17 protein-coding genes and 2 pseudogenes are annotated in these 25,507 nt (G+C 37.5%); 15 read left to right on the plus strand and 4 right to left on the minus strand.

Annotated features, from left to right (window positions below):
• Positions 1-159 precede the first annotated feature (159 nt).
• Together JCM10991_RS15600 and JCM10991_RS15605 are read right to left on the minus strand one after the other, a co-directional pair.
• A complete protein-coding gene (locus tag JCM10991_RS15600; RefSeq protein WP_225349899.1) occupies positions 160-891 on the minus strand; it encodes an AarF/ABC1/UbiB kinase family protein in 732 nt (243 codons plus the stop codon).
• Positions 855-1,846, minus strand: a pseudogene (locus tag JCM10991_RS15605) (ABC1 kinase family protein). The gene JCM10991_RS15600 and the pseudogene JCM10991_RS15605 overlap by 37 nt, the downstream one beginning before the upstream one ends.
• Before the next feature lie 261 nt (positions 1,847-2,107).
• Here JCM10991_RS15605 and JCM10991_RS14265 point away from each other — a divergent pair.
• The 12 genes from JCM10991_RS14265 (at position 2,108) to JCM10991_RS01860 (ending at position 18,427) form a co-directional block, all read left to right on the plus strand.
• Positions 2,108-2,623: a DUF7679 family protein gene (locus JCM10991_RS14265; RefSeq protein WP_025020386.1), complete on the plus strand. Its 516-nt coding sequence runs from the start codon at positions 2,108-2,110 to the stop codon at positions 2,621-2,623.
• Between the two features lie 309 nt (positions 2,624-2,932).
• A complete protein-coding gene (gene secY2, locus JCM10991_RS01810; RefSeq protein ID WP_155889550.1) occupies positions 2,933-4,153 on the plus strand; it encodes an accessory Sec system protein translocase subunit SecY2 in 1,221 nt (406 codons plus the stop codon).
• Positions 4,154-4,158: 5 nt separating this feature from the next.
• A complete protein-coding gene (asp1, locus tag JCM10991_RS01815) occupies positions 4,159-5,760 on the plus strand; it encodes an accessory Sec system protein Asp1 (RefSeq protein ID WP_023860336.1) in 1,602 nt (533 codons plus the stop codon).
• Positions 5,744-7,294, plus strand: a complete 1,551-nt coding sequence (gene asp2, locus JCM10991_RS12160; protein ID WP_025020388.1) for an accessory Sec system protein Asp2 — start codon at positions 5,744-5,746, stop codon at positions 7,292-7,294. Before asp1 ends, asp2 begins: the two co-directional genes overlap by 17 nt.
• Positions 7,291-8,238 carry an accessory Sec system protein Asp3 gene (gene asp3, locus JCM10991_RS14270; protein WP_025020389.1) on the plus strand — a complete coding sequence of 316 codons (948 nt, stop codon included), beginning with the start codon at positions 7,291-7,293 and terminating at the stop codon, positions 8,236-8,238. Before asp2 ends, asp3 begins: the two co-directional genes overlap by 4 nt.
• On the plus strand, positions 8,231-10,621 hold the full coding sequence (secA2, locus tag JCM10991_RS01830) for an accessory Sec system translocase SecA2 (RefSeq protein WP_035187800.1): 2,391 nt from the start codon (positions 8,231-8,233) through the stop codon (positions 10,619-10,621). The genes asp3 and secA2 overlap by 8 nt, the downstream gene beginning before the upstream one ends.
• 13 nt (positions 10,622-10,634) lie before the next feature.
• The gene (locus JCM10991_RS15080; RefSeq protein WP_155889551.1) at positions 10,635-10,802 is read left to right on the plus strand and encodes a hypothetical protein; all 168 of its coding nucleotides are present in this window, start codon (positions 10,635-10,637) and stop codon (positions 10,800-10,802) included.
• Between the two features lie 10 nt (positions 10,803-10,812).
• A complete protein-coding gene (gene gtfA, locus JCM10991_RS01840) occupies positions 10,813-12,321 on the plus strand; it encodes an accessory Sec system glycosyltransferase GtfA (RefSeq protein WP_025020391.1) in 1,509 nt (502 codons plus the stop codon).
• A 2-nt stretch (positions 12,322-12,323) separates the two neighbouring features.
• Positions 12,324-13,655 carry an accessory Sec system glycosylation chaperone GtfB gene (gene gtfB, locus JCM10991_RS01845; protein WP_025020392.1) on the plus strand — a complete coding sequence of 444 codons (1,332 nt, stop codon included), beginning with the start codon at positions 12,324-12,326 and terminating at the stop codon, positions 13,653-13,655.
• 9 nt (positions 13,656-13,664) lie between these two features.
• Positions 13,665-15,752: a PilZ domain-containing protein gene (locus JCM10991_RS01850; RefSeq protein ID WP_023860342.1), complete on the plus strand. Its 2,088-nt coding sequence runs from the start codon at positions 13,665-13,667 to the stop codon at positions 15,750-15,752.
• Between the two features lie 74 nt (positions 15,753-15,826).
• Positions 15,827-17,296: an amidase family protein gene (locus JCM10991_RS01855; protein ID WP_025020393.1), complete on the plus strand. Its 1,470-nt coding sequence runs from the start codon at positions 15,827-15,829 to the stop codon at positions 17,294-17,296.
• 18 nt (positions 17,297-17,314) lie between these two features.
• Positions 17,315-18,427, plus strand: coding sequence for an aminotransferase (locus JCM10991_RS01860; RefSeq protein ID WP_025020394.1), 1,113 nt, complete (start codon positions 17,315-17,317; stop codon positions 18,425-18,427).
• 23 nt (positions 18,428-18,450) lie between these two features.
• Here JCM10991_RS01860 and JCM10991_RS01865 read toward each other — a convergent pair whose 3' ends face one another.
• Positions 18,451-18,669 (minus strand): hypothetical protein, encoded by a 219-nt coding sequence (locus JCM10991_RS01865; protein ID WP_025020395.1) that lies wholly within the window; start codon positions 18,667-18,669, stop codon positions 18,451-18,453.
• Between the two features lie 116 nt (positions 18,670-18,785).
• Between JCM10991_RS01865 and JCM10991_RS12170 the strand changes: the two are divergent.
• Together JCM10991_RS12170 and JCM10991_RS01875 are read left to right on the plus strand one after the other, a co-directional pair.
• A pseudogene (locus tag JCM10991_RS12170) lies at positions 18,786-20,874 on the plus strand (putative ornithine decarboxylase).
• A gap of 73 nt (positions 20,875-20,947) precedes the next feature.
• Positions 20,948-21,445, plus strand: coding sequence for a hypothetical protein (locus JCM10991_RS01875; protein ID WP_023860347.1), 498 nt, complete (start codon positions 20,948-20,950; stop codon positions 21,443-21,445).
• Between the two features lie 104 nt (positions 21,446-21,549).
• On the opposite strand, the gene JCM10991_RS01880 is transcribed toward JCM10991_RS01875, so the two are convergent.
• A complete protein-coding gene (locus JCM10991_RS01880; RefSeq protein WP_025020396.1) occupies positions 21,550-22,542 on the minus strand; it encodes a WxL protein peptidoglycan domain-containing protein in 993 nt (330 codons plus the stop codon).
• Between the two features lie 165 nt (positions 22,543-22,707).
• Between JCM10991_RS01880 and JCM10991_RS01885 the strand changes: the two genes are divergently transcribed.
• Positions 22,708-25,461: a sigma-54-dependent transcriptional regulator gene (locus tag JCM10991_RS01885; protein ID WP_025020397.1), complete on the plus strand. Its 2,754-nt coding sequence runs from the start codon at positions 22,708-22,710 to the stop codon at positions 25,459-25,461.
• The last annotated feature ends 46 nt before the right edge of the window (positions 25,462-25,507 follow it).

Genomic DNA, 25,507 nt, shown 5'->3' on the forward strand with positions numbered 1-25,507 from the left:
CGCAACCAAGGTCGAAGGCAGATGTTTTCGGCTTTTTTATTTCGATATAAAATGGTAGTAGAAAAAGCCTTAAGGAATTAACGTTTTTGAAAATGTAAAAACGTAATTTCTTAAGGCTTTTAATTTTAATTCACAAAGTTTTTTCGCAATATCTTCTTACTACTTACGGCGTTTCCATTTACGCCAACGTCGAATCAGGCTGTCGAGAACTAGAATGCCAATTAAAATAAAGGTGAAGAAGTAACCAAAAACCCCTATTCGATAAATAGTCGGGTGATTAACACTCCCCTCGATTAGAAGAGAGGAACCAATAAAAATGGCAGCTAATACTAAAGCGACAATAATGCGATTAACAATATGATCAAGACGGTCAAAAATTTGATTTTGTCCTTTAAGTTGAATATTGAGTCTTAGTTGGCCTTGATTAATAACATCTAAACTTCTTTGGGCTTTGATACCTAAATAGGGTAGATTTTTTATTAAACGTCCCCATGCTAACCCATTTTCAGCTAAAAAGTCCCGAATTTTAAATTTATCTTGGAAATAACGGGTTGTAAATTCTTGGGCAACATCTAGCATAGAAATAGTTGGGTCCAATTGGGCAACAATCCCTTCTAAAGATCCGAAAGCTTTAACTAACATGGTAATTTCTGATTTCATCTGAAGATTATTTTTTTTGCAGAGATTAATAATGCTGTAAAGCATCGCTGGAAAATCGATTTGTTGTAAACCCATATTCAAAAGAGGAGTCAAGAAGATATTAAGGTCACTATAGAAATCATCGGTATCTAATGGTCCTGTTTGCTTGCAGACAGCAAGAATCGCATTTCCTATTTCATATATATCTTTTGTATTTAGAGCAATGATGATGCGCGCGATTCCTGCGACCATATCTGGCTAAGTCGCCCCATCATACCAAAATCAAGATAGACTAGACGGTAGTTGGAGAGGAGCTCTTCCTTTTTAAATTCAAACTCATGTTTCCCAACTTGTTTATTTAAAATTGGTCGGGTAAACTTTTTTTGATAATGAGGATTATCAGGTTTAAGTTCGTAAAATAAGATGTTTCCCGGATGGGGATCAGCATGATAGAAATTATCAAAAAAACCTGTTTGAGATAATTAGTAATTAAGGTGTGGGCCAAATAATGGCGTAATTGCTGTTGCTCTTCCGCAATTTTAGGATTTTTAGATAATGGCTGCTTAATGAGATGACTGATACTTTGTCCAGGCATAGCACTATTAACCAGGATTTTTTGTGTAGAGAGTTTCCGATAAACTTTAGGAACTTCGATAATTCCATCACCATGATTATTATGATAAAATTCTTCCCCATTTTCAATTTCAATCCGAGTATCCATTTCGTTTAAAAGTGAAGTACGGACTTCATTAAAAATTTCTTGTGGGTTAACAGCGCCGATTTCTGGTACAAAACGCAAAATTTTAAGTGCCATCCGAAAAAGTGCAAAATCCGTATGTACGAGCTGATCGACGTCAGGATGTTGTATTTTAACAACTACAGCGGTGCCATCTTGAAGGGTTGCATGGTGAGTTTGACCAATAGAACCGGAAGCAAAAGGTTCTTTTTCAAAATTGGCGAAAACTTGTGAAATACTTTTTCCCGTTTGTTCCTCAAAGGTTTGGGCCACGACGTGATAATCATCAACGGCGACTTGATCTTGGAGTTGAGCAAAAGTGGTGAGGTAAGCGGGAGAAACTAAATCGGGTCGCGTAGAAAGCAACTGCCCGACTTTAATAAAAGTTGGACCGAGTTCTTCAAAGGCTTGTTTAACCTGATTAGGATTTTTTTGATGCATAAAATTGCCTAAGACGTCATAACTTCGCATCACGCGCACAATTTGAAGCAGTCGTGTACGTCGATGAAGTTTTTCTGGTTTAGAAGTCACAGTCAATCCCCCCCGTATGAATTACTTTCTTTTAATTGTATCATTTTTAAGTGGAGAAGAAAGGCTTTGATATAATCAAAATTGAATCAGTAGCAAGTAATAAATTGAGCTGTAACCAACATAATGATAAAATAGGTATTATTAATTAATCTGAATTGTTCACAATATATGTAAATAAGTATTTGAAAAGAGGTGGTAGGTATGGCGCAAAGACAGACTTATCTTGTATGGGTACGTTTAATTAACGGTCGTACCGAGGTTTATCAATTACCTAAAGATGTAGCGACAGCAGTTAATCAATATCGAAAAGAAAATAAAAATCAGCCTTGGGCGTTCTTTTTTAAAGGAGGATTAGTTAACGTACCACTTGGACCATATATTAACTATCGAAATTTTTCTATGCAGCCTCCAATTGTTACGGGAAGAATCGAAAAAATTAAGGCATACCGGTGGTTAAAAAAACATCACCAGATTCCAAGAACTCGGAGTCAATTTATTCAAGCTACAGATTGGTATTATTATAGTCAACGTCAATTATTTTCGTTTTTAAGTCATGATTTTTCACGCATGAGTCAAAAAGAAATTTTACGCGATATTAAATTTTGGCAAGGCCATACCTATCCTAAATCTTTTTTATGGTCAACTCAAAGTCGTATTTGGTGGCAAAAAGGGTTATTTAAAATAATTAAAATTTTTAAAAATATTTTACCGGACTAAGCATGTAAAAATTATTTTAAAACTCGCTTAAAATCATGCTATAATTGGGGGTAGTTGAGGGAGATTAGACCCTTATTATGTATTATTGAACTACCAGTAGAGGTTCGGGCCAGAAAGATAATCCGTCAACTATTAGTCGGAATATGGCCTAAAAGTAGACGTTGTCCTGATTAGAAGCGCTTTAATATTTTTAAACCGTATACTAATCTAAAAATGTTTTTGAAAAATAATTAAAAATTAATGGCCAGTTTTCGTAATCACGATAACTGGCTATTCTTTATCAAAGATGGGAAGTTTAGGTGAAGATAAGTGAATAAATTGTTAAGTAAAAATCCGCTTTTAAGAAAAGGACTCTGGACTTTATTAATTCTATTAGTATTTATGATAGGACGTCAGATTCCTCTTCCTTTTGCGGCAAATGTTATTTCTAAAACCGATAAGCAAAATTTTCTAGCGATTGTGGGTGCTACAACTGGTGGGAACTTCAATCAAAGTACACTATTTTCTCTAGGATTGGGTCCCTGGATGTCTGCAATGATTATTATTAGTTTGCTCGCTATGAATAAACGTTTAGGATTTACAAACTTACCGCAAAATAAACAACAAAATTGGCAAATGGCGTTGACCATGATAATTGGTATTGTCCAAGCTTTGGTAATAGCGTTGGGGGCTAATTTAACGGAGCGTACTCCGCGAGCGTTTATTTTGACGACACTTTTTTTAGTAGCTGGTGGTTTCTTTTTAATTTGGATGGCAAGTATCAACACAGAAAAAGGGATTGGTGGGGCAAGTACCATTATTTTAACTAATATGTTGATTTCTTTTATCAGGAGTTTTAAGCCGATTTATCAAGTTATTAGCAAAAGTTCCAATGCACCATTATGGTTTAGCTTATGTGCAGTTGGTGGAATCTTAATTGTAATGTTAGCAATTATTTTTGAACGTTCAGAGTATCGAATTTCGTTGAACCGAATTATGGTAACTAATAGTTATGGAGATAAAATATATTTACCAATTAAATTAACGCCTTCCGGAGCCATGCCGATTATGTTTGGGATATCTTTAATGGTAATCCCTCAATATATTTTCTTGCTTTTAGCTACTTTATTACCCCAGGTTCCAGGTTTAACGTGGTTGGTAAACAATCTCACAATTACTAAACCTTTAGGGGTCGCAATGTATATAGCTATTTTATTTGGTTTATCACTGGGATTTAGCTATATTAATTTAGACCCTGAAACCACAGCGGAAAATTTGCAAAAGGCAGGAGATTACATTGATAATGTAGCTATTGGTCAGCCAACAGAAGATTACATTCGTTACTATTTGAAACGAATTAGCTTAGTGGGAGCTACCTACATGACAATTTTAGCTGGGTGCCCAATGATTGTAGGTGTCTTTTATCCAGATTATTCCCAGTCAATGATGTTGGTTGGAAATATTATGTTGACGGTCACTTTTGTTTTAACATTGATTGACCAGGTTAGAACGATTAATTTGCGGTCACGTTACCGTGATGTTTTGGGGTGAGAAGAATGTATTATTTTATACCATCTTGGTACAAAGAACAAAAGAGTTTTTCCGATAACGAGAAACCTTGGTATTTTGGTCAGTCTAAAATGGAATTTGATGACACAATTAACCAAGTGCGGATGTTTGCAGAAAGTCAGGAGAAAGTAAAATTAATAATTTTAAATTATTTTCCTAAATTACGACACTTTTTACACCGACAAGATATCTATGAAATTGAATATTTCAATCTTTTTGATTGGTTTCAAGGCTTTGATAGTCGGACCCCTTATCGCTATGTTAGTTTAAGTGATTTAGTTTGGCCGAAGCAAGCAGAGTTAGAATATACGATGTTTGAAGGAAAAGTGTATGTTAATCAGAAACTTTATGCACGGGTGGAATACACCCCAGAAGGAAGTATTTCTTTAGTACGCTATTTTTCTGATGATCAGTTGCAAAAAGAATATATTCTTGATGATCGGGGTTTTTTATCGAGCATTATTTATTATCAAGCAGGTCAAGCACAGGAACGTGTTTATGTTGATATTGCTGGACGATGGCGCCTAAAAGAGAATCTTATTAATCAAACTGTGACGGTTAATCAAAAACTTCTCCCAGATTTAGCGGCAATTTATCCCAACTTAGCTGCGTTAATTGAGGCAGGCTTAGGGCTTTATTTACAACAATTAAGAGCAACTGATATTTTGGTTATAGCAGCAAACCAAATTCACAATAATTTAATTCTAAATAATGCAATCCCAACTAAAAAAGTTCTCTCTTTTTTCAGAGACCGACAGCCCTATGCTGATGAGCAGGGGTTACAAATGCTTTTAGGGCAGGTTGATTTGGCAATTGTGGATACCTACGCTGCGCAAAAACGTCTTGAAGAAATTGAAAAGCCAATGTCTCAAGCTGCTAAAATTTATCAAATGCCACCATTTGATTCGCGTTTGAATTTAGGGGTAAGTCAGCGAAATGTCGAAGAAGTAGTTTACATGACGCTAGATGGTTTACCTGACATCCAACGGAAGAAAATGTTAAAGCAGGCCTTTTTGACTAATGAGGAAATTCCCAATATGAAACTAATTTTAGTTAGTGGTCATAAAGAGTGGTTAGGTGGATATCAAAGTATTATTGATCAAGTTTTAGCAGAAATAAATTTAGCGGAAGTTTATTGTAATCAAGAGCAAGTTGATAAAAGTGACCATGCTTTAATTGAACTAAATGAGGAAGAGGAAACTAGTAAAGAACGCTTTGCTAAACAAAAATTTTATCAGTTAGTAGGGTATGGAAGTGAACAAGAAATTATTACAGCTGTAAGTAAAGCACGCTTGGTCGTTGATTTGCGCCAAATTCCTAACACCTTTTTACAAATTGCGGGTATCAGTGCCGGTATTCCGCAACTTAACTTAGGAGTTAGTGATTATTTGGTAAACGAACAAAATGGTTTGCTGTTAGATTCTTTGGATGACTTAAATCGAGGCTTACACTACTACCTAGATGGTTTACAGAATTGGAATAAGGCGATGGTCTATGCTGTTAACCAGATTTCAGAATATACTAGTGGTAAAATTGTTGAACGATGGCAAAAATTAATTGGAGGAGAACTTAATGGGACAAGTGATTAAGGTTTTACAAATTGGTCAGACTGACTGGTCACAGAGTTATGCTTTACCTGATAATCTCAAATGGTTCTACAGTGACAGCCAAGATTTGACACAAAATTTGGAAACTATTCAAGCCAAAAGTAGTGGCTCACGGTTAGTTAATTTTAATGCGGTTTTACTTTTAGATAGAACAGGTATTGGAAAAGAAGACTTAATGCAATTGAGTCGTCATGTTGATGCACATGCATTCTTTTATCGGCAAGGACTTACTTTTGATACGTTGTGGCAAAATTTTATATTTGAAAAGCAAGCTCGCAGTGTGGATATTAGTCAGCCGGAAAAAATTATTGATGATTTCTCTTGGTACCTTTTCAGTAATCAGTCAGGTATTGGGATGGGAATTGAGAATTTTCAAATTGGTTTGAACTATCACAATCAATATCAGTATTTAAGTTCTAATTGGTTAGAATTGACGGTAGATAGTGCAGAAGAGTTTCAGCCATTAGGCTCTTTTCGTTATAATTTCTATTCTGATCCACAAAGACGTATGGAATTATGGCCGGAATATGAGACGGTGGGGGACTGTGAGTTAGAGTTTACAGTCCGCCTAGGGGGCCAAGTTAGCGATTTATATCGTCCAACTTATATTTTCCGTCAAGAAGCTTTACAAAAGCCTTTTATGATTCCTAAAGAAGTCCTAGAAGAGCGAGAATTTATGTCAGTAACTGTAGCCGCAAGAGGTCAAGGTAAGGTACGATTAGGGCAAGTTTATTACTATTGGTCACGTGCTAATTATGGGCAAATTTTACCTGGAGGCCAATTAATAACAGTTAAAGACAAACATCAGGAATTTTTAGCTCTATTCAATCCTGGTAATCTTAAACCGCCTTTAAATGTTTACTTTTCGGGTTATAAAACGGCTAAACAATTTGAAGGGTATTATATGATGCGTTCCTTCAAACACCCTTTTCTTTTGATTGCTGATGTCCGCGATGAAGGTGGGGCCTTTTATATTGGAAGTGAGGAATTCGAGTCGCAAATAACTAAAACAATTCAAAAGGCCTTAGATCAGCTAGGTTTTAGTGATCAAGACTTAATCTTATCGGGATTATCAATGGGAACGTATGGTGCTTTGTACTATGCAAGTCATTTCCGCCCTCGAGCAGTCGTTGTGGGTAAGCCAATTACAAATCTAGGTACAGTAGCACAAAGGATGGCCCTTCATCGTCCGGAAGAGTTTGGAACTTCATTAGACTTCCTATTAGAATTATTTCGTGATTCATCTGACCCGGTTAAGGACTTGGATAATTATTTTTGGGATAATTTTGCACAAGGCGATTTCAGTCAGACAACGTTTGCGGTCGCATATATGAAAAATGATGATTACGATATTACTGCCTATCATGACCTTTTAAAGCATCTTCACCAACAAAAGAGCAGTGCACGAATAATTGGTAAAGGCTATCTTGGTCGGCATAATGACAATAGTTTAGCAATTATTCAATGGTTTAAAGCACAGTATCGGGCTTTGATGGAAGGGGAACAAAAGCAATGACCAAAAATTTTATTAAATGGGATAATTTTGCCAATAGTTTCTTATACGGTAGTAAAGTTATGGTTAACCAAGAGGGTGAGGTAGATTTTGAAAATCGCTTTTTGCCTGCAGGTACGGTGCTTAATACTTGGCATCAAAGTTCGCCGTATCAGGCAAATCGTCAACTGGTACAATTACCATACCTTAAAAAGGGACATCGTTACCAAATAATTAGTGAGATGGAAGTTCATCCAGCTGCCGGTTTTTGTTTACGATTAAACTTTTATAATCAACAAAATGAACAATTTGATTTTCTGATGGCCGAAAAATCAGAAGCGACTTTCATCTATCCGGAAGAAGCTGCTAGTTATGAAGTTCAGTTGGTGGCAACAGGGGGCGAGAAACTCCATTTTAAACGAATTGAAATTGCTGATTTGGGTTTATCACTCGGAAAAAAGGCTTATTCATTTTCGCCGGTTTTTAATCCAAGTGAGAATCCTCAAGCTGTCAATGTTGTTTTTACAGAACCAGGTCTTAATTATCAAGCAGTTTTACCGTATGAAGGTGTTTTGGAGCATCTGCATGATGGTGTAGTGGTTGATTCGAGTCTGCAAGATGCTGATTTTTATCTTGGACGTACAGTGCGTGATAAACTAACTGAATTGGCTCAAAAGTATTCACAACTAAACTTGATTGGGTATGGACCCATTAGTAATCGTGCAGCGGCTCATTACCAGATTTTATTTGCAAACTCGCAAAAATATTTAGTTGGAACTACCCAGTTAAATAGTCGTCAGGAAGCAAAGTATCAAGAACTTAGCGAAGTTAAGTTAATTTTAGACTATCAAGCCCAAGTTAGTCCAACTAGGTTAGCGACACATGAACTAGCTTTAACAGAAAAACTTCTAGAGTCCTGGCCTTTATTATTGGAATTGCCGATGTTTAAGGAGGCAAAAAATGGCTAAAGAAAGTTTACAATCACGTTTAGTTAACGATATTGAAGTACGTAAAATTCGGCGAATTCTGAAAAAAGTAAATGCTCAAAAGGATAAAATGGCGGCGTTAGATGATCAGCAATTACAGGCCAAAACGGTCGAATTTAGGCAAAGAATTAAACAGGGCGAAAGTCTTAATCGCCTTTTACCAGAAGCTTTTGCAGCTATGCGTGAAGCTGACAAACGTATTTTAGGAATGTTTCCGTTTGATACGCAGGTAATGGGGGGGATTGTCTTACACCAAGGAAATGTTGCTGAATTAAAGACAGGAGAAGGTAAGACCTTAACAGCTACGCTACCACTTTACCTTAATGCTTTAGCAGGTAAGGGAGCCATTTTAGTAACAACTAATGAATACTTGTCACAACGGGATTTTGAAGAATTACGTCCCGTTTATGAATGGATGGGATTAACGGTTGCCTTAGGAGTACATGATAATTCAGAAGAAAAGTTGACTGCAAAAGAAAAGCGTGCAATTTACAGCGCAGACATTGTTTATACGACCAATGCAGTTTTGGGATTTGATTATTTAATTGAAAACCTTGCTTCATCCCAAGAAGAAAAATACCTTCGGCGAGAGTTTAATTACTGTATTGTCGATGAGTGTGACCAAGTTCTTTTAGATGTAGCGCAAATGCCATTAGTAATTGCCGGGGCACCACGGGTACAGTCCAATCTCTATGGAATCTGTGACACATTCGTTACGCTACTAGAAAAAGATAAGCACTATGAGCTTGATGAAGAAGAAAGAAACGTTTGGTTAACACCCGCAGGAATTGAAAAAGCACAAAAGTATTTTAAAGTAGCGAATATTTTTGCCCCAGAAAACGGAGAATTGATACGCCACGTAACTTTAGCTTTACGTGTGCATAATTTATTTGAATTAGGTAAAGATTATGTAGTTCAAGATGATGAGATTGTACTGTTAGATGCGAAAAATGGTCGGCTTATGAAAGGAAATAAATTGCAATCTGGTTTACACCAAGCAATTGAAGCCCGTGAACACATAAAAATCACTCCTGATATGCGTGCGATGGCGTCTATCACTTACCAAAATTTCTTCCGAATGTTCAATAAATTAGCAGGAATGACAGGAACGGCTAAGAGTGCGGAACAAGAATTTATTGATATTTATTATATGAAGGTTGTTCAAGTTCCAACTAATCGGCCAATTCAACGGATTGATCTGCCCGATCAAGTTTATATAACGTTACCCGAAAAATTAGTAGCATCCTTCCAATTAGTAAAGAAACTTCACCAAAAGGGACAGCCGGTTTTGTTAATCACGGCTTCAGTCGAGATTTCTGAAATCTACTCGGAAATGTTGTTGCAAGAGGGAATTGCTCATAGTGTTTTGAATGCGAATAACGCTGCTCGAGAAGCTGAAATTATTAAAGAAGCAGGGCAATTAGGAGCAGTGACCGTAGCGACAACCATGGCTGGACGGGGAACGGATATTAAATTACCTAAAGAAGTTAAAAAATTAGGTGGTCTAGCGGTAATTGGCACAGAAAAACTTCAAAGCCAGCGAGAAGACTTACAATTGCGAGGTCGGGCAGGACGCCAAGGAGATCCGGGTCTGAGTCAGTTCTTTGTTTCCTTAGAGGATGAAGTGGTCATTAAGTATGGCTCAAAATGGATTCATGAATACTATGAGGAGCATCGTGCTTTTGATTGGGATGAACCCCGTCAATTAACGAAACGAAAAATTCTCAAGGCTATTCAAGGTGCCCAAGAAGCTTGCGATAGTGAAGGGGTTAAGTCGCGGAAGAGTTCTCTAGAATTTGATGAGAGTTCTCAAATCCAACGACGTTTAGTTTATCGGCAACGAGATGCTCTAATAGAGCAGGCGGAGAATTTAGATTTCGATATTATGGGCTTAATTCGTCAGGATATTCAAGAGTTTCTAAAAAATAAACCAGATGCTTATGAAATTGAACGGTATATTTTTGATAATCTTAGCTATGATTTCGATATCAATCGTCTAGACAAAATTACTGTAAAGGATCGAGCCCAAGTCGAAGCTTTCTTACTTCAAATTGCCCAAGAGCAACTTGAATTGAAAAGCCAGCAACTTGAAGATGAAGTTGAAGTTAAAAATTTTTATCGACTGGCGATTTTAAAGGCGATTGATACTTGTTGGGTTGAAGAGGTTGATAATCTGCAACAGCTCCGTACGGTTGTTGATAGCCGGCAAATGGCACAAAGAAATCCAATATATGAGTATCACAAGGAAGCTATTATATCATATAATAAAATGAGAATTGATATTCGACATTTAATTGTACAAAATCTTTTGTTAAGTCGAGTAGTATATAATCCTAAAAAGGGAAATTCAATTTATTTTGCGTAGGGTGGTGTTAATAGTGGCGAAAAATGATTTACTACAAAAAAATATCGAAGAACGTCTTGAAAAAAATCGTTACGTTTATAGGAAACCAAAAAAGAAAAAAAACTTCCAATTATGGATGAGTATGCTAGTTGCAATTATTGTAATTATGGGGATGGTTTTTTCTTTAATGCAAGTATTGTAGGGGGAATAAGATGACAGTATACAATTTTAATTTAGGGATTGGTTGGGCATCGAGTGGTGTCGAATACGCTCAAGCTTATCGAGCAGAGGCCTTCAGACAAGAAGGAATTCCTGCACGCTTTATTTACACCGATTTGATTTTATATGAAAATTTAATTCATATGACAGAAAATATTGGTATTAAGGCCGAAGAAGTAATTTGGCTATATACTTGGTTTACAGATTTAAAACCAAGTCCAACGACATTTACATTAGAGGACTTACTTGCGACTTTAGCAGATAAACCAGTCCGACAAACTCGCGATGGTAAAGTAGTCCGCCTTTATTTTGAAGATAGTAAACGTTATGCAACGGTTTATTTAAAAAACGAGACTGAAGATTATGTCGAAAGGGTGGAGTATGTCGATAATAACTTATTGATTCGTAAGGACTACTACACATATACACGAGCTTTTTCTGAATATTATGCACCTAAAGATAATGCTGCTCATGCTTACCAACGCCGGTTTTATAACGAAGATGGCTCAATGGCTTATGAAGAAATTTGCGACGAAAAAGGAGATTCGACTTTTATCTTTAAAGATAAAATAATCTATTCAAAAGAAGAACTCATTACTCTTTTTGTCCAAAGTTTGAATTTAACGGCTGATGATATTGTTATTTTGGACCGCGAAACGGGTCAAGGGCAACAAGTCTTTGAACAACACCGACCTGCAAAATTAGGTGTAGTTATTCATGCTGAACATTATAGCGAAAATCATGTCAGTGATGACTATATTTTGTGGAATAATTACTATGATTATCAATTTACAAATAGCGATGAAGTAGACTTCTTTATTGCAGCAACACCGGTGCAGCAAAAAATTGTGCAAGAGCAATTGAAAAAGTATAATGGTCGAGATGCTAAAATCTACAACATTGCCGTAGGGAATCTAGATCAACTTCGTCGGCCTCAAAAGAAACGTAAGCCATATTCATTAGTGAGTGTTTCTCGGTTAGCTTCAGAAAAGCATCTTAATTGGGTGGTAGAAGCTGTCGTTAAAGCTAAAAAGACTTTACCAGAATTAACCTTAGATATCTATGGTAAAGGTGGTGAAGAAGAGACACTCAAGAAATTGATTACGCAGTTGGGAGCCCAAGATTATATTCACCTTAAAGGTCACCAAGACGTCACCGAAATTTACACTCAATACCAAGCTTACATTTCAGGCTCAACTAGTGAAGGTTTTGGTTTAAGTTTGTTGGAGGCCATTGGTTCGGGATTACCAATCATTGGTTTTGACGTGCCTTATGGGAACCAAACCTTTGTTGATGAAGGGGAAAATGGTTATTTAGTAGAAAGTAATGCTAATACTCAAAGTAAGCAACGCGTACAGGATTTAAGTGAACGGATTGTTACGCTCTTTACTAAAGATGATATAGCAGCCTTTCAGGAGCACTCCTATCAAAAAGCGAGTGAGTATCTAACCGCTAATATTAGTCGTAAATGGAAACAATTGGTAGAAGAGCAGGTGAAATAGAAATGTTAATGTTATTTAATAGTTACGACCAAAAGTCCAAAGATTTATATCAATCTTTTCAATTAGCCCAAATTGACGTACCAGTAGTGGTCTTACATGATAATGGTTTTTTACCTGCTGGGATTACCTCACCAATTAGTTTTTATCGTGCTAAGGCGGGAGTTAAGAATCAAGGTAAGGCACGTTATTTTAACCAGATTGATACCCCACGTTTTTGGGAAATTAGGGGAACGATGCGGTCTGGAGAAGTTTTTAACCATGAACAAAAAGTTGCCCAAATTAATTATGCCACTGTCAAACAAAATCGTTTGGTGGAAAGTGTTGATTGGTATGATAAAAAAGGCACTATCCGTTTGAGCGAGCATTACAATCAATATGGTCAAAAGTGGGCTCGAACGGTCTATGATGCCCAAGGTAAGGCTTTTAGTAAGACTTGGTTTGATGATAACGATAGAGAAATTCTTGTACAAAATTACTTCACTGATGACTTTATTTTAACTTTAGCGGGAAAAAATTATTTCTTTAAATCTGCGCTAGAATTTTACACGTACTTCATCAAGGATGCCGGCTATAATTTGGATCGCTTATTGATTAATTCTTTAGGCGTACCGTTTTTCCTAAGTTCAGCTTTACCAACCGAAGGGCGAGACATCTTATTTTGGCAAGAGGGAGTTCGTCAGGAACTACCAGGTAATATGACGAGTATTTTAAATGACGCGAACTCACGAATTAAACAAATTATCGTTCCGGATCAAGCAAGCTACACTTGGCTTTGTCAAGCACGTCCGGATAAACAAGCAACTTTCAAACAGTTGCCATACCTTTATCCGCAAAATCGTAAGAACCAAGCGCGTAAGACAGCCTTTATTTTAACCAATAGTGACCAAATTGAAAAAATTGAAGCTTTAGTGCAAGCTTTACCGGAAATTGAATTTAATATTGCTGCTCTAACAGAAATGTCACCAAAATTATTAGCGATTAACAAATACGACAATGTAGTTCTTTATCCTAACGCGAACCAAGCTCGTTTGGATAACTTGTGGGGCTATGCTGACATTTATCTTGACATTAATCACCATGATGAGGTTAAACAAGCTGTTAGAAAAGCTTACGAAAATAATATGTTGATTTTTGCTTTTGAAGAAACCGTTCATGATCGGCAATTTATTATGGCTGATAATCTTTATGCGACAAAAGATGCAGTACAACTAGTCTTGAAACTTAAGAAATTAATCGCTAAAAAAGCGACCTTCATCCAAGCTGTTAAAACACAAAACCAAGCTATGGGTCTTGCTACAAAGAAAGATTACCAAGATTTGGTTAACGAAAAGTAAGGTGATTTAATGGACCAAAGTATTTGGTTAGCTCTCTTTGTGAGTGGCTTAATTATTTTAACCTATTTGGTAAGTAATTTTTGGCGACCATTTCGGTGGGTGCTTAAAATTTTAGCAATGTTAACCTACTTAGCTTTCATTGGTTGGTTAGGCTGGGAAGTTTGGCAGGTTTCAGGTGTAGGGGCACGTTTATGTTTACTTGCATTGTTAGCATGTTTATTAGGTAAATTTACGCATATTATTAGTTATCTCGGAATGGTTAGCCAAAGTGAAACAAAAACAGATTATACATTCAGTGATGTAAAGTCTGCTGAGTATCAGTCTCTAAACGTTGTTATTCGGATTAATGATGAAGAGTATGAAGTTCTTCAGCGGACGGTTGTCGCAGCTTTAAATATTTATCACCCCCGACCTGAACAGGTGCAATACTTTATTTTAGATGAAAAAGGACGCCCTGAAATTAAAGATTTAGCTCAAGAATTGAAATTTCACTACTTAGATAATACCCTTAGCGGTCAAGAATTTTTAGCCCAATTACCTGGAAAGTTAACTTTAATGTTAGCTGGTGACTCGGTCAGTCAAAAGACGATACTAAGTGAAGTTTTACCAGAATTAAGGGATAGTCGCGTAGGTTTTGTAGTCTTAAATAAGGATAATTATAATGACTATGTATATAGCTTAACTACTTTGGGTGCTCCTAGTGAGCTTATGCAAATTCAGCGTCAACGGTTTAATGCGGTTTTTAGTGATGGCTATGATGCTTTGTATGTAACGGAAGCGTTACGCCAAAGTGCTTTTGATTGGCATCAACGTGATTTAAGAGTGGGGATTAATTTACAAGCAGCCGGTTACCAAGGTAATTTTTTGGCCAGAAAACTGTTAAATGGCTTAGCAGCCGAATCGCTAGTAACGTTGGCGCAAAGAATACAGTATGAAGCTTTTCGGGATAGTTATGCGCGGAGACATCTTTCTAAAGGAACTTACAGTCAGTTAAATCGTAAACAAAAAAAAGCGTATGGGCAATTGCAGAACTTTTGGAGTTTTGCCTGGCAACGTTTGACTTTCTTACTATTACCAGTAGTGATTACTTTTTTAGGTATTACTATTCCGGTTAATTATAATTGGCTGGTAGCCTTTGGTTTACCTGCGTTGGTAGCCACCGGCTTGGTACTTTTAGCTTATGGCCGGTCGTTTCAAAGTTTTTATAGTGACAGTATTTATGAAACGGCACTTAGTCCTCAAGTTTTTTGGGCAAAAATTAAAGTATATTTAGCGAAAAAAGCGGCATCGTATCAAACTTTGCATAAGGATTTGAACATGAAAAGTCGTCTGCAGTGGCGAAAAGTGTGGTTCCAAATAGTAATGCTAGTCCTTATGATTTTTGCCCTGGTTATACTTAATTTTCATGTAAGTATGCGTTTGTCTTCTGTTCAGTCTTGGTTTTTATTAGTTTGGTTGCTCTATAACCTAATTTTGTTAGGCTTAACCCTCTTTTTATTCATTGAACAACCGCGTTATCGGCGAGCAGAACGATTTAAGAGTGATAAAAAGTGTCAAGTTCGTTTTTTTGATGGGACAGTTGCTGGTCGGATTTTAAATTGGAATGAAACGGGAGCCCGCATTCGTTTTGAAGATAGTCGCCAAAAACAAGAAACGCGTAGTCGTTATTCTCATGGGAATGGTTGGCTAATGGTAGATGGATTAAATTTAGCTTTTGAAACGATGTGGTTAGATAACCGGACTTTAGGGTTGCGTTTTAGTGATATTGACTTAAACCAATACCGTTATTTAGTTGAAATGACGTATGCTCAACCGATGACAATGGTTAAGGAGACACAACAGCAAGAACCTAACCGTAAGGATTTGCGGATTGCGCAATATCAAGAAGTTTCCTACCGCATAAGTCAAATTCCATTCACAGCGGTGATGCTTGATATATCTAATCATGGCTGTCGCTTACGTCTAGAAAAAAGACAGATGCTACAAGCTAAGAGTTTGATTGAAGTCAAGGTAGATAAGACCTGGCGTTTAGGTGAAATTCGTTGGCTTCAAAGTGATGATAACTATCAGTTTGTTGGTATCAAATTTGTTGACTAAGAACATCTCTCCATTTTGGAGAGGTGTTTTTGGCATGTTATAATAAAGTTAAATTTGAAGGGTGGGGTTAGATGATTAAAGATGCAAGTTATTACGCAGATTTATTACGAAGTCAAGAACTATCGTTTGAAGAATTACTACAAGAATTTCAAATGAGAGTAGCTAATCTAAATCCGCATTTAAATGCTGTGGTAGACTGGAGTAGTCAAATTGGCCGGGAAAATTACGCACAGTTAAATGATCGTTTCGAGCGTCCTTTTTACGGATTGCCGGTTTTAGTTAAAGCTTTGGGTCAAGATAGTCGCGGCTTAGATAATGCTAACGGATCACGATTACTTAAAGGCAGTCGCGCTCAAAATGATAACAATTTTATTCGGATGGTTAAAGAGGCGGGGCTTGTTCCCGTTGGTGTTAGTAATGCTCCCGAGTTCGGTTTTAAAAATATTACCGATTCTGTCCTTTATGGTCATGCTAAAAATCCTTGGAATCAAGCCTATAGTCCGGGAGGTTCTAGTGGTGGAGCAGCCGCTAGTGTCGCTTCGGGGATGTTCCCTTTGGCTTTAGCGAGTGATGGTGGTGGTTCAATTCGGATTCCTGCTTCCTTTTGCGGATTAATTGGTCTCAAACCAACTCGTGGTACAATGCCAGTGGGGCCTGGAAGTTGGCGTTCTTGGCAGGGAGCGTCGATTAATTTTGCGTTAACAGTTTCCATGCGGGATACACGTCAACTTTTTTATGCCCTGCGTCGCCCGGAAAATATCGCCCCCTATCAAGCTCCGCAAACGGAATGGATACATGTATTAGAAGATAGTTATGAAAAACGCCCACTTAAGGTAGCTTTTTCAACACAGTCACCAGTGGGAAGCCAAGTATCAAGCACGGCTGTACAAGCGGTTAAAGAGGCAGTAGATTTTTTGGAAGCGCAAGGATTTTTAGTAGAAGAAAAGACACCTAAACTTGATGGGCGCCAATTAATTCGCGGATATTATGCGATGAATGGGGCTGAAACAGCTGCTATGTTTGCCGACCTCGAGGAACGAGGTTCTAAAATTCAACCTTCTCAAGTTGAAGCTTTGACCTGGGGGTTAGCTAGGTATGGTGACCAAATTTTAGCTAGAGAATATACTCAAATTCTTAACTCGTGGGATATTGCAACGGCGACAATGGAGGATTTCTTAACGGAATATGACTTGTATTTGACACCCACAACAGCCAAAACGGCTCCTAGGTTAGAGGAGTTGTCGATGGAGACCGATGCTGCGCTCCTTTATGCGATTCAGGATTTGGATGTCAAGGAAAGAGGACGCCTAATTGAGAACGTTTTTGAGAAGTCTTTGTCATTTAGTCCGTTCACCCAGTTAGCAAATTTAACTGGCCAACCAGCCCTTTCATTGCCCACACATCTAAGTCAAGCGCAATTACCTCTTGGAGTTCAGTTTATGGCAGCTAAGGGCCGAGAAGACTTATTATTTGAGGTAGGGCATCTTTTTGAAAGTGCAGGACAGTTTGAATTACCACCAGTTTATCAAAATAACAAATTTTAGGAAAAGTAGGGATAGGTTATGGAATTACCAGAGTTTAAAGTTGAGGCGTGGCTTAATAAATGGGAAAAAAGTGCCCAATACGATATTTCGCAAAGTTCAATTGCGGCATTAACTTTAGAGGAATTAATGACGCTGGCAGGAACAACTAGCGAAGAATTTTTTGGTCACCTAGCGCAAACCCCACTAGACTACGGCTGGATTGAAGGTTCTCCGGAGTTTAAGCAAGCGGTTAGTCAACTTTATCAAAATGTTGCGCCGGATAATGTTTTACAAATGAATGGTGCAACTGGCGGGAATTTTTTAGCGCTCTTGGCTTTAGTTGAGCCAGGAGATGAGATAGTGTCCATGCGACCAAGTTATCAGCAATTATATGATTTCCCTAAATCTTTAGGTGCTGAAGTCAAGTTTATTGAGTTGCAAGAAGAAAATGCTTGGGAGTTTGAAGTATCTAAGTTAGCACAAGTAATTACTTCAAAAACCAAAGTGATTACCTTGAACAATGCTAATAATCCTACGGGGACGTATCTCAATCGTCAGCAGTTGGAAGAAGTTGTGGCTTTGGCTAAAAAAGTTGATGCATATGTATTAGTAGATGAAGTTTATCAGCCTTTAGAAGCCACGGATTACTGTCCAGTGGTTGATTTGTATGACAAGGGAATTTCCATTAATTCTTTATCTAAAACTTATTCGTTGCCAGGTTTACGAATTGGTTGGTCAGCCTCTAGTCGTGAAATTGCTGATTTATTTCGTAAGTATCGCGATTACACTACCATCTGCGGTGGGGTAATCAATGATGCTTTAGCAGTTTTAGCGCTTCAATGCAAAGATAAAATTTTGGCTCGTAATCGTCAAATTATGGCTCAAAATATGGCAACTGTACAAGAATGGCTCGAAACTCAACCAAGGGTAAGTCTTGTTGGTGGTCAAGGAGTTTCTACCTCTTTTATTAAAATTGAGATGATACAAAGTGATACAGAATTTTGTCGTCAGTTACTCCAAGAAAAAGGAGTACTCTTAGTACCCGGAAGTGCCTTTGATAAACCAGGTTACGCACGTTTAGGTTATTGCTGTCAGCCTGAAGTTTTAAAAGAAGGACTCAAGCGTTTAGGGGAATTTTTGGCGGGTAAATAAAAAGACAGGGGCCACCCCTGTCTTTAAAGTGCCAAGAACATACGTATTGTCCCGGTGGTCAAAATAATACCAACCACCAGAAGAATTACGCAAATAAGTGTTTGGGTAATGGTTACACCTTTAGAAAAATTCACTGCTTGTTTTTGGACTTTTTGGTAATAACGATATAAATCAAAGGCGCGGTAAAGACCGTCACCTAAGAAAATTAAGGCAATAATCCCTAAAAAGATAACCCGTGACATGCTTAGTTCCTTTGCTTTTTCTTTAAATCATACCACCAAAAGAAAGACCTTCGCAAGTTCGTGTGTAGGGATGAAGATGTTAAGTAAGTTTATAAATTTAGATGAGGAGTTAAATGATGCATTATTTAAAAATTGCGGCCCCCAAAGCTTTGTGGTCGTGTGTACCTAAAGACTGGCAAGTGGTTGAATTAACAGCTAACCTAAATCCAGCAACTTTAGCGGCTGTAGTCGTAGATGCAAGTGAAGAAAGTCAGCTTCTAGGGCAAAAATTTTCCGCACAGCTACAACTACCCTTACCCGTTTTAACTACGACAGATACTATTAGGATCGCTCAGGAGGCTCATACATATGAGCAACAAGTTCAACCGCCATTTATTCGCGATTTAATTAACTTCGCTAATCAAAAACCAGTTTCCTTTACGACGCCAGGACACCATAATGGCCAATACTATGACCGACACCCGGCAGGTGATTTACCACCAGTTTATGGGAGATAATCTTTTGCGGGCTGATACAAGTGATACTGTACCTGAGTTAGGAGATACGATGACCCATGCCGGAACCCCCTTATTGGCCCAACAAGAGGCTGCTCGTGCATTTAATGCTGATAAGGTTTATTTCTGTACTAATGGGACAACGAGTGCCAATACAATTTGTGCTAATGCCCTATTGGGGGAAGGTGACTTAGTTTTATTTGACCGTAATAATCATAAATCTCTTTATAATAGTGCCCTAGTAATGACAGGGGCGAAGCCTGTTTATTTGCCAACCGATCGTAACGCCCAAGGTTTAATTGGTCCTATCGTTGATGCAGCTTTGGACGAAACTTATATTCGTCAAGAAATTGCCAAGGTTGATCCTGAACGAGCTCAAGCTAAGCGTCCTTTTAGATTAGCGGCTCTACAGCTTGAAACTTTTGATGGCGTCTTTTATGATGCGCGTTACTTAATTGAAAAACTTGGTCATCTTTGTGATTATATTTTGTTTGATTGCGCTTGGGGAGGATATGAACAATTTGTTGAAATTTTGAAAGACCTTTCTCCGCTGCAAATAAATTATGGTCCCGATGATCCGGGAATTTTGGTCACACAATCAATTCACAAACAACAAGCTGGGATGGGGCAAGCTTCGCAAATTTTGAAAAAGGATCATCATATTAAGGGACAGGCTCGCTATGTTGATCATAAACATTTTAACCACACTTATTTAAAATATGTAACTACGAGTTATTCTTACCCAATATACTCTTCATTAGTGATGAATGCTGCCTTGGCCAATTCACCAGCTAATTCAAGTTGGTGGGAAGAAACTCTCGCTTTAGGAATTGATTTTCGTAAGCAATTATTGGCGCAAAGTGAGCTTTTCAAGCCACTGGTTCCTGTAAAAGTCGGGCAACATTTATGGCAAGATATCCCCACCTCTGAGTTAGCTCATAACTTAGCATCTTGGCGCCTTGATCCTAAGGAAAAATGGCATGGCTTTGAGTTAGCCGGAGCCAAGGAAGTGGTCTTGAGTCCGTTGAAAATTACAATTTCTTCGCTTGGTGTGGATAATATTAGCCAAAGTTATCAAGATAAGGGAATTCCTGGGCAAGTTGTGGGAACTTACCTCCGTTCACAGGGAATTATCCCAGTAAAATCTGATTTATATTCAACTTTGTACCTGTTGACTCCTGGAGAAGGACCACAAGAAATGCAGCGTCTCTTAAAGGCCCTGTTAGATTTTGAAACAGCTTATAAACAAAATAAACCTTTAGCCGAAGTGATGCCGAAACTTTATGAAGAATATAAGACGCGTTATTATGGTTATGGTTTGGCTGACTTATGTCAGGAAATCCATAATTATTATCGCGAACATGAGATTTTTAAATTACAAAAGGCACTCTTCTTAAAACAAACTTTCCAAGACTATTCGCATTTACCTAAAGAAGCTGACGTGGCTTTCCTTAAAAATCAAAGTGAGCTTGTAAGTCTTGATCAGGTTTTGGGACGGGTTGCGCTTGAAGGAGCTCTACCTTATCCACCGGGAGTCTTCATCGTTGCCCCTGGGGAAAAATGGCAGGAAATTGACATCGATTATTTTAAAATTTTAATTGGGGCTCAAGAAAAATTCCCAGGTTTTGATCCTGAAATTCAAGGTGTTTACCAGGAAGTGGATGAGCAAGGCCAAAAAAAGATTATGGCAGAAGTTTGGTTAAAAAATTAAAGTAAGTATTGAAAGCATGTTATAATAATTATGAAAACGTTTTTCTTGAATTACGTGGAAAGGGTGAGGAAAAATGTCATTTAGAGAAATTCATTATACATTTGGTCCAGAAACAACTTTAAGGGAAATTCAAAAGAAATATTCAGAAAGACAAATGATATTATATCGGTCAGTTAGTACGGAAAGTCGTTTTATGTTGCTAGATGTATCAGGTAAGGAATCGATTTTCAAGGGTGGTTTGTCTTACCAAGTTTATCAAAAGTTTAATTTTACTACTTCCAACTGGGATGCACTTTTAGAAATGCGTTACTTAACTTTGGATAATGAGGAACAAAAGGTTTTCCATTCTATTGTTGATAGTTGGGACAGGAAGGATGCCCGCCCATTCGGTCTAGATTCAACAATTATTACTAAATCCGAAAAACATAATTTTGAATATATGATGCTGAATTTTTGGGAAGGTGAAGAAGATTTCATGGACTGGGATAACGCGACAGATAATGCCCTAGCTAAATTTGGGCATGCTGGCAACAAAGGTGCCTTAGTCACAGTTTACAAAAAAGTCGGTTAGATACAAATTATTGAAAAAGTAGCTCTCAAAGTGAAGTGAGCTACTTTTTGTTAAACCTATTTTTGTAATCAAAGAGGAATCGGCGTTATGCGAAGCTTGGCATTTTAGCGTTGAGTTCGTCTATAGGGCCGATAGTAAGTTAAAAATATTATGATAATTATTGCCATGAGTGATAATTTCCAAAGCAGGTTATCATTATTTTGGATAGTGGCTGTTTGGTTTATTTTAGTGGCTTGAGTTTTAGAAATTTTTAGGGGAGTTGAGTACCTCCAAGTCCGATTCTTAGTAATTACTTTAAATTCAAGTTGGTAGTTACCAGGTTTGACTTTTTGGTTATTTAAGTTAAGAAAATAATCAAAAGTCGATTTAGGAGCAATAGTCCGATTTTTTCGTGTTTGCTGATAAAGAACGTTACCGTTTTGTGAAAGACTAGTAGTCAAGGTTGCTCCGCTGAGTTTTTCAACAGTCACATTTTGTAAGGTTAACTTGATGGCGGGTGAATCATTCTTGGAGTGGTTTACAGTAAGAGTTGTATTCTTAACGCTTAAATTTGCAGTCGTGGCTTTGGACTTTTGGTTACGGACATTAATTCTTAAGGTGACCTTGTGAATTTTGTCAGCAGCATTCTTTTTATCTGCTGTTTTAATATTTTGAAAGTATAGAGCCCCAATTAAAATTCCTTGATAATTCTTATTGGGCATAGTGATATAGTATTTAACAATTTTAGTTTGTGAAGGCAAGAGCGTAATAGTTTTGGGTCCTGTCAGGACTTCCCCTAGTTTAATCGTGGGGTTAGTTTTTTTAGAAACATCGTTTAAGTTATATGCTATCCTGGCTAGATTGTTGGTGTAGCCGGTGCGGGGCGCGACACTCAAGGTTTGTTTATCATTAGTTAGGTTACGGATGGTAACATTAATAGTTTGTTTTTGATTTTTTTGAAGTAAGATATTAAGCGAGTTAGCTTTGTTATGGTATGAATTGCTAGGCATGGGAGTCCTAACCGTAAAAGCTGTTGAGTTTGCCGCAACTTGAGGAGGAAAAAAGAGTAGCCAAAGACTACCAACTACCATACAAAATAGATAAAAGAACTTTTTCATTGAAAAACACCTCGTGAATATGATTAAATTAACTGTTCAACTTATTATAAGCTAAAAATCATGTAAAGACATGACTAATTATTCGAATTGCGAAGAATGTTAAGGTATAATCAGAAGTGAGCAAAATTTGGAGAAATTAGCCGAAGTAATAGGAGACGAAAAATAATGAAGCGAAAAGAAAGAGTATTAGCCTATTTACAAGCCCATCGAGAAAGTTTGACAACTAGTCAAATTGCGGAGGCTTTAACCTTAGCGCGCCCTAATGTGAGTAAGGTTTTAAATGATTTAGTTCGTGAAAAAATCATTGCTAAAAGTAGTGGGCGACCTGTGAAATACTTTTTAAAAGAAAATGATATTCCAACAATATCTAAAGCTAAATCTCAATCCATTACATACAAACATTTTACGGTTTCAAATAATGATATTTTTTCAGAAATGATTGGCTCTAAAGGCAGTCTAAAGACTCAAGTTGATCAGGCAAAGGCAGCTTTATTATATCCACCGAAAGGCTTGAATGTCTTATTAACAGGACCAACTGGTTCGGGGAAAACTTACTTTGCTAATACCATGGCTCAATTTGCGCGTAATCAAGAAGTAATTGCAGCTGATAAGCCATTGGTAACCTTTAACTGTGCTGATTATGCCCATAATCCTCAATTATTAATGGCTCATTTATTTGGTTACATTAAAGGGGCTTTTACTGGAGCAGAAGAAAATCATGCGGGTTTGATTCAAGAAGCTGAAGGAGGGATTCTTTTTTTAGACGAAGTTCACCGCCTACCTCCGGAAGGGCAAGAAATGATTTTCTATCTAATGGATCATGGAACTTACAGTCGTTTAGGTGAAACTAACAAGGATCACCAAGCCGATGTACGCATTGTTTGTGCGACTACTGAAGATCCTAAAAGTTCTTTATTAGCAACTTTTGTACGAAGAATCCCCATTATTATTACGATGCCATCTTTTGAACAAAGACCTGTTAGTGAAAGATTACAGCTAATGAAATATTTATTTTCACTAGAAGCGAGTCGGATTCATAAAACCTTGCGTGTCGATGAAAATGTGGTTCAAGCTTTATTGGGGAGTGTAACTTTTGGAAATGTGGGACAACTTAAGTCTAATCTCCAGCTAGTATGTGCTCAAGGTTTCTTAGATAATATTAATCAAGGTGGACGTGACATTCATCTAACTTTTGAACAGTTACCACCGCAAATTAAAGCAGGATTGTCGCATTTAGCTGATAATCGAGAAGAATTGGGAAAATTAGCGCAATTACTCCAGCCAGTAATGGAAATTGATCCGCAAATAAAAACGACTAAACTCACATCAACAGATAGCTATGAACCGCCTTATAATTTGTATGAAATTATTGGCGATAAAGCTAAGATTTTAAAGGATGAGGGGCTTGATCAAAAAGCAATTAATGATTTCATTCTAACTGATATTAACGTACATTTAAAAAGTTTTTACCACAAGGCAGAGGACTCGCAAGCCGAAGAACATCTTAATGAATTGGTTGATGAAGAAATTATTCAGCTAACAAAGGAAATTATGGTGGAACTCAAGCAAGAAAATTATACCTTGAATAATAATTTTCTTTATGCTTTGAGTTTACATATTTCTTCTTTTATCAAGCGCGCCCAAAATGGCCAAGCCGAAAGACAAAGTCGTCAAGACTTAGAATCTTTGGTAGCTATTTATCCAAAAGAACAAGAAGTTGCTCAAAAAATTGCTCGGAGAATTATGCAACAGTATCAAATTCCTGTGCCTGGATCAGAAGTATCCTATCTAGTCTTACTACTAGTTTCACTAAAGACAACGGAAAAAAAGGGGCAAATTGGGGTGGTTGTGGCAGCTCATGGAACTGCTACGGCAAGTTCTATGGTAGAAGTTGTAACCCGCTTATTACAAGTGCGAAATCTACGTGCTTTTGATATGGACTTGGATATGAGTCCTAAGACTGCTTTTCAAGAAATTGCCAAGTTGATAACCGAAGTTGATCAGGGTAATGGAGTTATTTTGTTAGTTGATATGGGTTCTTTGAGTACTTTTAGTGATGATTTGAGTCGACGCACAGGTGTCGAAGTCAAGACCCTCGATCTTGTCACCACGGCTTTAGTCTTAGAAGCTGCCCGCAAAACTTCCTTGGTTGATGCTCCGCTAGAAGCGGTATATGGAGAGCTTCAAGAGTTTCGTGGCTATTCACGGCCTAAAATGACAGTAGCTTCACAAAATGACCAACGTCCGAAAGTTATTTTGGCAACTTGTGCGACAGGGGTAGGGACTGCTGAGAAAATCAAGGGGATGTTAGAGGAAATCTTAATTGATAACTTAATTGATGACGTTCAGGTTGTAACGAGTTCAATTCTCGATTTACCCGAAAAGTTACCCCAACTAACAAGTCAGTATCAGATTGTTGCAACTACGGGAATTGTTCGGCCAGAAATCGAAGTTCCCTTTATGTCATTAGAAGAACTGATGCGTGGTAATGGAGAGAATTTCATTCAAATGTTAATGGGGCAAGAACAAGTAGCCTTTCCAATGGAAAAAAATCATGAATTAACACGAGATGCTGCGATTCTTTATTTGACGAAGACGGTGACTTTTTTAAATCCAGTTAAGGTGGGTAAGTTATTTTGGGATTTTTGTGATTATCTAGAAGATAAAGGGCAACATCAAATTTCAAATGCAACGCGAACCAATTTAATTATACATTTAGGGGGGGCGTGTGAACGGTCGCTATTAGGGAATGAATTAACCGTACCGGAAGTAGATTTACGTCAATGTCAGCAAGAACCAAGTTATCAGCTAGTAGCTGCAGCGAGTCAGCTTTTTGCAGAAGAGTTGAGAATATCCTTGTCTGAAGTTGAATTGTATTATTTAACCCAGATATATGATACACAAGTTTTGAAAAAGTAATACAAAGAGTAATGATACACTACTTTTAGTGTATCATTATTTTGTT

Origin of the sequence: Ligilactobacillus equi DSM 15833 = JCM 10991 (assembly GCF_000615765.1) — a bacterium.
GTDB classification, from domain to species: domain Bacteria; phylum Bacillota; class Bacilli; order Lactobacillales; family Lactobacillaceae; genus Ligilactobacillus; species Ligilactobacillus equi.